This is a genomic window from Enterococcus sp. MMGLQ5-1 (assembly GCF_013155265.1).
Taxonomy (GTDB): Bacteria; Bacillota; Bacilli; order Lactobacillales; family Streptococcaceae; genus MMGLQ5-1.
In genome coordinates this window covers 180,900-193,316 of record NZ_JABJXU010000004.1, presented here as the reverse complement: position 1 = coordinate 193,316, position 12,417 = coordinate 180,900, and the positions used below count along the sequence as shown (strand labels likewise).

At 31.7% G+C, this 12,417-nt stretch carries 13 protein-coding genes; all 13 read right to left on the bottom strand.

Going from position 1 to position 12,417, the window contains the following annotated elements:
* Positions 1-791: 791 nt before the first annotated feature.
* The gene (gene acpP / locus HOY35_RS06315) at positions 792-1,034 is read right to left on the bottom strand and encodes an acyl carrier protein (RefSeq protein ID WP_172211442.1); all 243 of its coding nucleotides are present in this window, start codon (positions 1,032-1,034) and stop codon (positions 792-794) included.
* A 10-nt stretch (positions 1,035-1,044) separates the two neighbouring features.
* On the bottom strand, positions 1,045-2,052 hold the full coding sequence (plsX, locus tag HOY35_RS06310) for a phosphate acyltransferase PlsX (protein WP_172211440.1): 1,008 nt from the start codon (positions 2,050-2,052) through the stop codon (positions 1,045-1,047).
* A 270-nt stretch (positions 2,053-2,322) separates the two neighbouring features.
* A complete protein-coding gene (locus tag HOY35_RS06305) occupies positions 2,323-3,495 on the bottom strand; it encodes a site-specific integrase (RefSeq protein WP_172211438.1) in 1,173 nt (390 codons plus the stop codon).
* A 43-nt stretch (positions 3,496-3,538) separates the two neighbouring features.
* A complete protein-coding gene (locus HOY35_RS06300; RefSeq protein WP_172211436.1) occupies positions 3,539-3,772 on the bottom strand; it encodes a hypothetical protein in 234 nt (77 codons plus the stop codon).
* A gap of 118 nt (positions 3,773-3,890) precedes the next feature.
* Positions 3,891-4,580 (bottom strand): hypothetical protein, encoded by a 690-nt coding sequence (locus tag HOY35_RS06295; protein WP_172211434.1) that lies wholly within the window; start codon positions 4,578-4,580, stop codon positions 3,891-3,893.
* A 49-nt stretch (positions 4,581-4,629) separates the two neighbouring features.
* Positions 4,630-5,163: an EF0163 family protein gene (locus tag HOY35_RS06290; protein WP_172211432.1), complete on the bottom strand. Its 534-nt coding sequence runs from the start codon at positions 5,161-5,163 to the stop codon at positions 4,630-4,632.
* Positions 5,160-5,444 (bottom strand): hypothetical protein, encoded by a 285-nt coding sequence (locus HOY35_RS06285; RefSeq protein ID WP_249641491.1) that lies wholly within the window; start codon positions 5,442-5,444, stop codon positions 5,160-5,162. The genes HOY35_RS06290 and HOY35_RS06285 overlap by 4 nt, the downstream gene beginning before the upstream one ends.
* A 9-nt stretch (positions 5,445-5,453) precedes the next feature.
* Entirely contained in the window at positions 5,454-6,518 is a 1,065-nt protein-coding gene (locus tag HOY35_RS06280; RefSeq protein ID WP_172211430.1) for a phage tail tip lysozyme, read from the bottom strand.
* A gap of 40 nt (positions 6,519-6,558) precedes the next feature.
* Entirely contained in the window at positions 6,559-8,262 is a 1,704-nt protein-coding gene (locus HOY35_RS06275) for a hypothetical protein (RefSeq protein WP_172211428.1), read from the bottom strand.
* An 11-nt stretch (positions 8,263-8,273) separates the two neighbouring features.
* Positions 8,274-10,778, bottom strand: coding sequence for an ATP-binding protein (locus tag HOY35_RS06270; RefSeq protein ID WP_172211426.1), 2,505 nt, complete (start codon positions 10,776-10,778; stop codon positions 8,274-8,276).
* Positions 10,779-10,786: 8 nt separating this feature from the next.
* Positions 10,787-11,185 carry a conjugal transfer protein gene (locus tag HOY35_RS06265; RefSeq protein WP_172211424.1) on the bottom strand — a complete coding sequence of 133 codons (399 nt, stop codon included), beginning with the start codon at positions 11,183-11,185 and terminating at the stop codon, positions 10,787-10,789.
* A 14-nt stretch (positions 11,186-11,199) separates the two neighbouring features.
* Positions 11,200-11,427, bottom strand: coding sequence for a hypothetical protein (locus HOY35_RS06260; protein ID WP_172211422.1), 228 nt, complete (start codon positions 11,425-11,427; stop codon positions 11,200-11,202).
* 4 nt (positions 11,428-11,431) lie between these two features.
* Positions 11,432-12,415, bottom strand: a complete 984-nt coding sequence (locus HOY35_RS06255) for a conjugal transfer protein (RefSeq protein WP_172211420.1) — start codon at positions 12,413-12,415, stop codon at positions 11,432-11,434.
* Between the last annotated feature and the right edge of the window lie 2 nt (positions 12,416-12,417).

Below are 12,417 nucleotides of genomic sequence, written 5' to 3'. Positions count from 1 at the left end.
TTCTTCCCGAAGGGATGAAGCCGATTCTCCTGCTAATAATCTCTCAACGATCTGAATTTTTAATGTCTCCGGATAATAATTATGTTTTGCCATTAGAAAAACACCTCCAAATTTATTTTACTAAATTTGAGGTGCTCTTTTTTAATTGTATCTAATTATAGTGTCAGTTCCCAATAAGTGCCTAGCTCTTTTTTAATACTTGTAATTTACAGCGGACAAGGCACAACTTCAATGCCATAGGAAAATAGACAAATTGCCGAATATTGTTTAAAATGCTGAAACGGCTTGTTTTGAAAGTTGAGCATAAGACTGGAAAATAGTAAAGGCGTTCTTTGCCATGACGACTTACTCTCCGAGAATTTCAGAATGAAATTTGAGGCAGTTAGTCGGCAAGGTATGCAATTGAACTTACTTTTATAAGCGACCAAGGAGAGCTTTAAAAGTTTAGTTCAATTGTTGCCGCGAATTATTTTTTCAGCTTATGCCGATACTTTCAAGCCATTGAAGCTAGATTGTCTAAAATGCTGAAATGCCTTGCTCAGAAAGTTGAGCATAAGCTAACTCTGCGTTTATTTACTCAGGCAGACTTTGCCCGAGTGCAAAGTGCACTTATATGAAACTTTCTAGGCATTGAAGCTGGATTAGCTTGTGCGTACTTTTTCTCTAATTTCCTAAACGCTGGTCATTGAAGCTAGATTACCTAAAAAGCATAAACGACTTGTTTTTCGAGACAACTTAGCACCTTTTTTAGCTATCAAGTGAATCAAAACGATTGAATGAAAATATCAGCTCTATTTAAGTGCCGATTGCAGATGATCAACAATTTCATTGACCGTTGAAATATTTTCAGCATCCTCATCTGAAATTTCAATTTCAAATTCATCTTCCATCGCCAAAACAAATTCCATAATTGAAATCGAATCCGCACTTAAGTCATTGATAATATTTGTTTCTCCAGTAATACTTGCAGCGTCTATTTCAAAATAATTTGCAATTAATTGAACAACCTTATTAAAAATTTCTTCGCGACTCATTAACCTCTCCTTATTTTTCGCTTTCTGTTGAAGCAAAATATTCTATCAATTGTCCGACCACATCAGTCGTTAACATTTTTTTGATTTGTGTAATGGTAACAGCTACTGCCTTAGCCTCTGTCGAGCCATGAGTCTTAACGACTGGGGCTTTTAAACCAAATAAAACGGCACCACCAGCATTTGAATAATCCATCTGGTTTTTCATTGACATCAAGCCATCTTTGAGCATTAATGCACCTAGCTTGCCCTTCAAGCCTTCATCTTTAATCGCTGCCTTCAACAAAGACATGATACCACCAGCTGTCCCTTCAATTGATTTTAAAACTGCGTTCCCTGTAAAGCCATCTGTGACGACCACATCGGCAACACCAGTCAATATATCACGACTTTCAACATTTCCGATGAAATTGATAGTAGTGTTGGCACTTAACAGCTCAAAAGCGGCTTTCGTAAGCTTAGAGCCTTTAGAAGCCTCCGTGCCATTGTTCAATAAGCCAACCGTTGGATTACTAACTCCTCGTACATTTTTAGCATAAAAGGAGCCTAGAATGGCAAATTGTTCAATGTGCTTAGCCTCATTATCAGCATTAGCCCCCAAGTCGAGCATATCAAAGCCAGTCATTTTATCTCCCAATACTGGTAAGGTAGTCATAAGACCGGGACGCTCGATTTGTTTAATGCGGCCAACAATGAAAAGACCCGCAGCAAGTAAGGCACCAGTATTACCAGCTGAAAAAACAGCATCTGCTTGTCCGTCTTTAACCGCTTGAGCCGCTAAAACCATCGAAGCCTGTTTTTTCTTCCGAATTGATTTCACTGGCTCATCATCAGACTCAATCTTTTCATCGGTATGAATGATTGTGATATTTTTATCGTCATTTAGATATTGACGAATAGCGGCTTCCTTGCCGAAAAGCAAAAATTCCAGTTCTGGATTTTCATTTTTGGCAATATTAACACCCTCAATAATAGCTTTTGGTGCATTATCGCCACCCATTGCATCTACAGCAATTTTCACGTTATTGCTCCTTTTTATTAATTACTTGCTAACTATCATGCATAATTGTAAAAATTTATGCTAAAGAATAAGATATATTCATTATTTAATAGTTAATATATTCAATATGTACTAAAAGATTATAACATGTTTAATTTATAAAAAAAATCAAAAAACCTAAATAGTCCTAAAACCCCCAATAAAACAAGGTCTGTAATATAAAATAATCCTCATAAGTCATACATACATTTTAACTTTTTTGCTTAGTTTATGGTTAGTTTTACTATTATTTTATATTATTATATTTTCTAAAGAATCAATGACATCATTTTTCATTTTTTCTGTCACATGCGTATAAATTTGAATTGTAATTTTTTCGTCTGAATGCCCAACCCTTTCCATTATTGATTTGATCGGCAAACCCAACTCAACCAATAAACTAATATGAGAATGCCTTAACATATGTGGGGTAAAAATTTCTACTGGTTTATCAATCAATAAATTGTTTTTGGCAAACTTTCTTAAAAAATAAGCAAATTGCTCTCTCGAAAATGGCAAACAATCATCTGAAGATACAAAAATAAAACGTTCATCAATTAAAGTCATTTTTTTATTTCTATTTTTATAATAAAGTAATATTTCTTTAACCCTAGTAGTAAACATCACTTGTCTAATAGAATAAATTGTTTTTGGTGTGGTTAGTTTAAAATCAGCTCTTGAAGCAAATACATAATCTAAAGTATATTTAACATGCAGAACATTATTGTTAAAATCAATATTTTCCCACATCAACGCTAAAACTTCACCAATACGTAAACCAGTTAAATAAATAAATTCTGTCATAAGCAATAAATCTTCATTCGCATTATTTTTTCTGGCAAAATCCAAATAACAAATCATTTCCTCTTTAGTTAAGAATTTTTGTTGTGCCTTTTCGATTTGTGCAATTGTCTTTTTTTGTCTTGGTAAAATCACTTTTAAAATAGGATTTTCTTTAAGATAGCCCATTCTAATCCCATATTCAAAAATAAATTTAATCGCAGTCTTTTCAATATTTTTAGAAGAAAAAGCAGTTTTACGTGACATAAAATGTTTTTGCAATTGTGCAGTTGTCACTTCATCAATCATTTGATTTCCAAATTTATTGATAAAGTTTCTTAATAAAGATAAACTAGCACCAAATGAAGTATCTTTTAATTCTTGTTTTCTGATTTCTTGCCATTCTAAATAAACCTCAGATACTGTATATTGATTATTTTTCTCTTTTAAAGCAATCTCTTTTGTTTTTTGAGATTGAACAAGCCTACTTTCAATTTTTTGATTTAACTGATATTTTGCTTCTGCTTGTATCCGTCTTGATTTTGAAGCCATTGTAATAGAAACTTGAAGCCATTTTCCTAACACCTCATCGTAATATTTTTCATAATAACGATACTTACCATTTTCTAACCTCTTAAAAAACATATTGCCCTCCTCTTTATTATCAAGGAGTATTTTGTTATATACATCATTTTATCACAGCTTTCTTTTTATTATTACAATCCTCTCTATATAAAAGAAATCTATCAAAAGCACCATATTGTACAACTGATGTCTTATGAGATGGACGTCTGAAATATAATTTATAATCATTAATTTGACGCATTTCTGTCATAAAACGTTCAATTGTTTTAACATGGATACTATAATGATCTGCTAATTCATGTTTATTGTAATAACTATCTTTTTGTATTTCACGCATAATATTTCCTTTCTAAAAATAAAAAAAACTTTTAAGAAACTATTTTAATTAGTCTTTTAAAAGTCTTTTTTTTCTATCTATTATTAGTCTATTTTTTTATAAATATTGATATTTAATACTAATTTCTAATTTTGAAATTAATCTCTGTAAATATCGTTTTACCGATTTCATCATCAATTATTTTTTTATGATGATATTTTTCATAATAATATTTCAAAAACTCCAGCTGCTGCGGTTTTTTATAAGTGAGAGTAATTTTTTCCTTAAATTCACCCTCTATAATTATCTGAAAACTAGAATAATTCGGCAATGAGCCATAGAGTTCATTATGATGTGAAACAATACGACTGACTGTTAATAGCCATTCATCTTTACTAAATGAATTAGATTGATTAAAATAAATTTTCTTAATTTCAAATTCTAAGGCACGTTTATTACCTACCGAATCAAAAACGAATACATTCCACCATTTACGAATCATTTGCCTAAATAAATTCACACGATTATTAGTATCTGTTTCAATTGTAATTTTATAGCGATTTTCAATTGATAGATTGCCACCGTATTTTTCACACAATTGCCTTAATGGTATTAATACTTGTTTTTCATATTCAACTGTGTCAAAAACATCCGCATTTTCATTAGAATACGAAATATGATAAGTTTGACCTGTAAGAGATTGAAATTTTTTCAAAAAATAATATAAATCTCTTCTATCATTATTATTACGTGGATAGGCTTTTAATTCACTCTCTGAAACCTGCACCACCTTAAAATCTAAAGATTCTAATTGTTTCTGAATATTCATTATTAATTCCTTTCCAAATAAAAAAGACAAGCTTTTCAAACTTGTCTTACTAATATTCTTGTTTGAGTGTATTGTATGTCATACTGGAAATTTTGTTATCCTTAACCTCAACTAATAACAATACTTTTAATGAGGAACCATTTTGCTCACAATTTAACTGAATCGCATAGGCATTACTATTTTTAGAATCAATCGGCTGATAAATATTTTCAATCGTACCTCGAGATGATAACATATTTCCCATATCTTCTTCTACATAAATCCCATTAGCTAAGGCACAGTCCTTGGTCATGAGTTCTAATAATTGTTCATTGCGATCTTTAATACCCGAATAATTGGCATATGCTGAACCAAATTGTTTTAACAGCTTCAAAACATCTGTCGTTTCTGCCTTTTCAGTGTCTTGATTCGTTTCTTGTTGAGATTGTTTTTTAGAGGTCATAGTTGAACTGGAATCAGTTACTTTATTCATGACAATTTCTGATTCCGATTTTTTATTTGTTGTTTTAGACTGATTAAACTGACAAGCAGATAGGATGAATAAACTAATTAAACTAAAACAAACAATTTCTATTTTCTTCATTTTTGCACCTCTTTAATACGTTGAATTGCTTTGACAAAAGTAATTTTAGGTTTTCTTGTATTCGATAATTTGATTCGATATTCCTTATCTTTAATGGATACTAAATAACCATCGTCAAACCTTCTTAATGAATAATCAGTCTTAGTACAATTAAAGCGTTGACAAATCAATTGATTTAATTGAAATCGTTGAATCCGATAAATCAATTTACTTTTCCGCCAAAAATCAATCACTAAACCAATCAATATTCCTAGAATAAACAGTCCAATATATATATTCATAACACTCTCCTACTTTTTTCTAACAATACTCGCCACATTAGGCATTTCTTGACCCCAAGTTCGACTATATTTTGCGACAATTTGACCTTTTTCTCCATTTTGTTCATAAGTTATAAATTGATTATTACCACTAACAGCTGCGATAATCCCTGTATGTCCGTATGAAGATAAAGCATAGCCCCCCTGTTTCCAATTGATAATGTCGCCTGCTTTAATATCTGAATAACTTGGATTTAAAATGACTTGAAAACCATTATTATCCCATGCATAAGTAGAACCTATATTCCAAGCGTTGACAGTATCTAAACTTGTCGTTTGATTTAACCCATAAGGACTACCTGCACCTAGATGGATATTTGTATTAAATTCATCCACATAAAAACTGGTTAAGCCATAACATTGACCGTTATATACCGTTTGACCCATTTTATTTTCAAGTATACTAATTTGACCGCCACCAATATTTGAACCAGCACCCATGCCACCAGTCACAATACGTTTGTACCAATCTGAAGCTTTGGTCTTTCGTCTTGCCTGTTCAATAGTATCACCGCTTGTACCTGCACGTTCCCACTTAACCAAAATATCAATCGTTAATTGATTTAAATCAGTACCTTTTGATAAATTCTTTAACAATTGACTATCGGTACTATCATGATCCCATGCAAATTCAAGTTGAATGTCTGTTGTTTGCCAATCTACTGACTTTGATTCCGCATAATTCAAAAAATTAACACGTCTACCTTTATCCCATTGTGGCAAACCCAAACCATAACCACCGATTGAAGGGTCTAAGGCCATCTTCTCATCAAAAAGTAAATCACTTTGAATTCGACTAGACGTTAGATTACTTTCACATTCAAGATTGGCAAGCCATGCACACGCAAACTCTGATGTACCACCTTTATCAAGTACAAAGTTATAGACTGCTAAAGCAGTTTTTTCTTGTTCAGATTGAGGTTGAAAATCAGTTGAGTTCCCACCAAAAAAATTTGAAAACAACGAAATGATTACTAAAAGAATCAAAAAAACAGGTAGACAAACAAGCAATAATCCAATTCCTATTTTCTTCATTATTCACTCCTCACATACAAAAAATAGAGATTAAAATTAATTAATCTCTATCATTATCATTAGAATAAAAATCACTATCTGAACCATAAAAGAAATTACCTGTATCCTCTGATTCAATCAATGATTCATAATTATTTGCCTGTTCAACAGAAATAAATTCATTGTTTTCTATATCTGTTAGTTCATCTAAATCCACAATAGCTAATTGATCATCCATATCGTCAAGTGCTAAAGTATGTAATTCTAAATCTTCCAAGGCTTCATCATCAATGTCAATAACTTCAAAATCTGGCGTATCAATAGGATCATTTTCCGTTGCTAAATCTTCATATAACCCTTTATCTTCACTAGAATTATCCTCATGTTCGTTATCAATAAAATCTTCTTTGTTTAAATCCTTACCATTATCACTTGATGAATCTGTCACACCATCCGCAATCATAGCTGGATTACCAGTATAAGCACCAATCGCAACCTCTGCGGTATTAGTTCCAAAATTTACTACTTGACGTCCAAAATCTGACGCTTTCTGATTAATTGTTTGTTCAAACGCTGGCATTTCAATCTGATTATCCGAAAAATAGCCGAGTAGATCATAACGTCTTTTCCAAAAAAATCGAAGTAACAATACTTTAACAACTACCAGAATCACAATTGTTGATAACGCAACAATCGCCCCAGAAATCGCAGATACTAAGACTGGACTAAGCAATTTTACTAAATTCATAAACGCAGTATCAATTGATGAATTAATCCAAAAGTATATCGCTAAAAAAACAGCTAATAAAACTGGCAAAAATAACAAACCAATTAAACTTTTAAAGGACTTAAAAAGCACGTTATGGAATTTAGGGAATAGCGCAAAGAATACAAGCAGTGGAAATACAATAATTATCATATCCACAACTACTTGAACAATTGTTGTCATTGCATTAACATAAAGGGCAGGAAAAGCAGTAATACCCAAGTTAACCGTACCTACTAATATCGCAAAATCTTTTTCCATAATTTTATCGCCGCTAGCTTCAAAGTATGGATTATTTTCAACATTATCTTTGATGTATTTTTTACGTGTTTCAATAAAATCTTTCTTTTCTTCATTTTTAATAGTGATAGGCATTAACAATTTTTTATAATCCAGCTTTTCACCATTTTCCATTTTGCCATCTAGTGAACCACTATTTACAAAATTAAATGTTTGACCCACAGTTGCATCAAAAATCAAACTAGAGTTATCAGAAGTTGTCCCACTTTGAGTTAAACTTCCAACAGAAGCAACTTCTTTTTTTATCGAATCCGCAAATTGATTGGCTGATGAAATTAAAAAAGTACCACCATTTTGTGTCCCACTTGGCGTATTAATTTTACCGAACCAAAAAACAAACACTAGAAAAACCGCTAAATATTGAAGTACAACTTTTGAAAAATTTCTTCTTGCAGAAAAAAATTGAAATAAAAGATAGTAAGCACTAATTAAGAACACTAGTGCAAGTAAACTACCTTTCGCAATCGCTGTACCACCTAATTGATTCAATAGCTTAACTGAAATATCAAAAGCATCTGTTTGCTTATCTACAAAAAATTGAGATTGGTCTAAAACCGATTCTGCCAATAAAACTATTGAAGCGAGTAAACGAAAGATAAAAAAAGGCACATCCACAAATATCCAATTGATAACTTGCCAATATTTTTCAAGAAAACCGTCACTAATGAAAGGCATATAACTACCGAAATGATATTTCATACGACCCCCTTCTAAGCCACAAAGCGTTTTTCCAAACGTGTTGCTTCGGTATCATCAATTGTTTTAAATAACTCTAACCATTCATCAAATAGAATATGAACAGCTGCCCGATTCACTTGATTGGTAACATCTTTAATCAGACATTGACCTTGAACCATATTAGATACCCATTTCAAATTTTCATCCGTAACTGGTAAATTAAGATACCTCAACACGCCTTCATTATTTCTGGATTCTGAAAAAGCAACGACAATACCAAAACCTGTACTTTCATCTTCATCTTCTGAATCATTAACAGATTGTGTAATTTCAACCAAGAAATTATTACAAGACCGACCCATCCGCTTCATTTCCTTGATAATTTCTTTGCCGATGGCTGAAACTTCAAAAATCCATGCTTCATCTAGGAAAACAACCGTTTCTTCTTTTCTATTTGCACCAAAAGCTTTACAAAAAGCACCAATAATCATCATGATATTAATTGAAAGACGTTTCGTATCATTTAAGACTTCATTTTTTGATTTAGGTAAATTTAAATTACTAATTTCTAAAATCGTTACTTTCTCATTTAAAGATAAACCTTCAACTTCACCATGACTAAATGCTAATTCAAAAACTGAATTTTTAATTGTAGACCGAATCAATTGACCTAATTCTCGGACTTCCTCAACTTTTGAATCAATCATTTGTTCGACTACATGCCAAAAACCAACCTGTTCACCTTGTGCATGCCTAAAGACAACTGATTCAACGGATTCATTCAAAGCATTTTTTTGCTTAATCGACCATGCCCCATTGTATACATTTGAAATCAGCTCTTTACAAAGTGGTATCGCTTCACTTTCTGAAAACAAAAGAATTGGATCTAGGACACCTACATTAGATTGATTCTTATTATCCAATGTAACAAAGTTAAAAGATTCAATCATTGCCACATCATCTGGATGCGCCTGTCTAAATGCTTCATCTTGAATCACGGCTAAAAATTGATCACGTACTTCACATTTAGGGTCTACAAATAATTCTTTAACATCCTTTAGTAACGCATTCTCCATAAATAGTTTTTTAGCAAAAACGGATTTGCCAGACCCCGTATCACCAGTGATTAGTACATGGGGACTATTAGCACGTTTTCCTTTAATATCTTGCTTGTTTGAAAGCAAAATATTTAATAAAATAATATTTTTGGAACTCGAAACCATACTTTTCACATTTTCTTTTTCAGAAAGTGTATTATCCACACGTCCTAAATAAAAGCCAATATTTGACCCACACTTTAATGACGTAAAAAAGTTTAATTCACAAAATGTTCTAATTGTACTTGTATGAAGCCATTTTGAAGGCTTAGAGCGTTCAAAATTACCATACAAATTATTTTGAAATAAAAAAACATCATCAAAGACTGTTTTTAACAATGGAATTTTTAAGCTGCTAAAACGATTCATCAAATATTTTCTACGTGCTTTCAGCTGCTTTTTAGTCTTACCAGTAACAACTAATGTTGCTGTCCAATCAATAATCGGTTCATCATCATCTATTTTCTGGTCTAAATCATCTAATGATAATTGACCCTCTAAAATCTTACGCTTTTGTTTACTACCTGCAATTTTAGCTTCACTCATGATATTTTTAACACGAGTTCTTGACCGACCCGAACGACCAGTTAAATTAGTCGTACCTACTTTTTCTGCAAAGTTAGCTTGTAATTTAACTCGAATAAAAAAAGGCATTTTCTGAACAATCTCTAATAAGTGATTGTTATCTAAAAATACTCCCATATCACCAACTGGTAAATAACTAGCATAACCTTCACCACACTCTGTATTAAAGCGTAAACCACCTGTCATTAATGGCTTGATTCTAGCTTCAATAATATTATCTAAAGCTTGACAAGATTTAACTTCTTGGCGTGAATGTGAAATATCGGGTAGAAATTGATAAGACTGATAATAGTATAAATCTTCTTCTGTTAACCGTTCGACAAGTAACTCTGAAAGATTTTGATAAACTTCATTCTCTTGTTCCTCATAGTCTTGATACCAATTTGGATTTAATTCAATTTCATAACCTAAACCATTCGCAATATTTTCAGAATAGTGATTCACTTGTTGTTTAATCACTTCCTTAATGCCTTTGGAATAATCCGTATTAAATAATGGTACACCGACAATCCAAATATACTCACACGGTGTACCCATTTCATTTTCTAAACTTAATACTGTCCGCTTGAATTTATTACTTGCGACTTTATGATATTTTGGATCAACTATTTTTAACATTTCACCCATTTTTTCACGAAAATCTGAATTAACTGGTAGAAGTTCAATTTCAAAACTCTTATTAGGTTCTAAACGTGCTAGTATTCGTGCAACTTTTTTCTTAGTTTTTAATTTATTATCCGAATCTGTCAACATAACTGATTCTGAACGAATCCGATAATAAGCAATTGCTGTTTTTTCTTTTGTCATGAGCATATTTTCATAACATTCCTCACGCAAAGGATATTCTAAAATCATAAATCCTCCTATCTACGAAACGTAAATTCTTCACCATCATCAATATTCACTCGTTCAAAACGATAGATTTCTCTTGAATCAAGTACATATTTTTTCAAAAAAATTAAACAATCTTTGATATAAATTAAACCGTGCTTACCGTCAATCTCTGTTTCAGAATACCACCTCGCAAATTTATAGGGCGGATAAACCAATAAAATCAAATTAAGATTAACGCCCAAAATAATTGGTAAAGTTATAATCTGAAACAAACCAAAAATTACCATTACACCTGCAAACAAAGCGAGAAAAAAAGATAGTGAAACAGGTTGAGAAAAAACCCATATCACTTTACCTTTTGGTGTTTTAATAATTTGAATTGAATAAGGCGCTTTTAATCCTCTTGAATAATCATAATATTGTTTCATAAGCACCTCACAGATTAAGTAAAATTGACACCAATTAAAGAAAATACCCACTTCAAAATACTAAAAATTGTATTACCTTGATTAACTGCAAAATCACGAATGATTAGAGCAATAATTATGACACCTAAAATCTTAATCCAAGCAGCTTCTTTCCAATGTTTTAAAATTAACATAATCGCCGCAAAGGCTAATAAGGTAATAAAACCACTACTTAAAAAATTACTTAAATTTGATACATCCATTTATCTATCCCTCATCTTCCGTAAAATAATTTTTAAATTGTTCAATAAAATAAGAGTTATCCGTCTGCCGAATCCAAAGTGTGAAATTTTCTTGATGCGAAATTTTCGTTTCTTTGTTTTCAAAAGTCACAGTTACTTGAAGTCCTTGATTTGTATTTGAATTTGTCTTAAAATATTTAATCGAACTCGGTTCAATTGTTTTGACAACCTCTTGACCAGTTGTTATAACAGGCGACTTCATCATCAAAAGTAATTCTTTTTGATTGCCGCTTGCATATTTTTCAAAAAATAACGCCAAAAACTTTTGAATTGCTTTTTTATCACTCGTATCAATTTCAACCGTATTTTTAGTTGATTCTAAAGCAGTTGTTTTGCCTAAAGGCAGATCAACAGCTAAAAAATAAGGTACTGACACTAAGGAATACAAACCATTTTTGGCTTGAATTGGTAAAACGATTTGCTTCGTTTCAGATTGCACTTCTGCTTTAACTTTAGTTTCAATCGTCACTAGAAGCGAGACCAACAAACATTCTTTTACTTCTTTGACATCAACCATTTCAACCGATTTTAACGTCCTAGTAAATTCATTAGGAACATCTTCTTTTAACATTGATACATCAAAATAAACAAATTTAGAAAGGCTATCCAGTCGTTCATTCTCTTTATTTTCATTAGCAGTCTTTGAATAATTAATATAGTTTTTTACAAAACTTTCTGCATAGTAAGCCAAATTTGGATAATTAATTAAGTTTACCGCCTCTTTTTTGGAAGTAGTACCTTGAAGCGTTGTCACACTCTGATTTAAATTAATGACTTGACTTGCCATGAGATTGGCACGCAAAGCACCAATAATTGAGAAAACCAGTAATGCTAAAAAACCAATGCCAACTAAACGGTTCCCTTTTTTCTGCGACCATTTTTTAGCTTTAGGGGTCTTGATAGACTTCTCTTTCTTTTTAAATTTTTTTATTAATTTAATATTAATCACCT

Excerpts from the sequence above, each read along its gene's own strand:
- HOY35_RS06280 (WP_172211430.1), bottom strand. The coding sequence starts at position 6,518 with ATGAAGAAAATAGGAATTGGATTATTGCTTGTTTGTCTACCTGTTTTT.
- HOY35_RS06270 (WP_172211426.1), bottom strand. The coding sequence starts at position 10,778 with ATGATTTTAGAATATCCTTTGCGTGAGGAATGTTATGAAAATATGCTC.
- HOY35_RS06305 (WP_172211438.1), bottom strand. The coding sequence starts at position 3,495 with ATGTTTTTTAAGAGGTTAGAAAATGGTAAGTATCGTTATTATGAAAAA.
- acpP (WP_172211442.1), bottom strand. The coding sequence starts at position 1,034 with ATGAGTCGCGAAGAAATTTTTAATAAGGTTGTTCAATTAATTGCAAAT.
- HOY35_RS06265 (WP_172211424.1), bottom strand. The coding sequence starts at position 11,185 with ATGAAACAATATTATGATTATTCAAGAGGATTAAAAGCGCCTTATTCA.
- HOY35_RS06275 (WP_172211428.1), bottom strand. The coding sequence starts at position 8,262 with ATGAAATATCATTTCGGTAGTTATATGCCTTTCATTAGTGACGGTTTT.
- HOY35_RS06300 (WP_172211436.1), bottom strand. The coding sequence starts at position 3,772 with ATGCGTGAAATACAAAAAGATAGTTATTACAATAAACATGAATTAGCA.
- HOY35_RS06290 (WP_172211432.1), bottom strand. The coding sequence starts at position 5,163 with ATGAAGAAAATAGAAATTGTTTGTTTTAGTTTAATTAGTTTATTCATC.
- HOY35_RS06295 (WP_172211434.1), bottom strand. The coding sequence starts at position 4,580 with ATGAATATTCAGAAACAATTAGAATCTTTAGATTTTAAGGTGGTGCAG.
- HOY35_RS06285 (WP_249641491.1), bottom strand. The coding sequence starts at position 5,444 with ATGAATATATATATTGGACTGTTTATTCTAGGAATATTGATTGGTTTA.
- HOY35_RS06260 (WP_172211422.1), bottom strand. The coding sequence starts at position 11,427 with ATGGATGTATCAAATTTAAGTAATTTTTTAAGTAGTGGTTTTATTACC.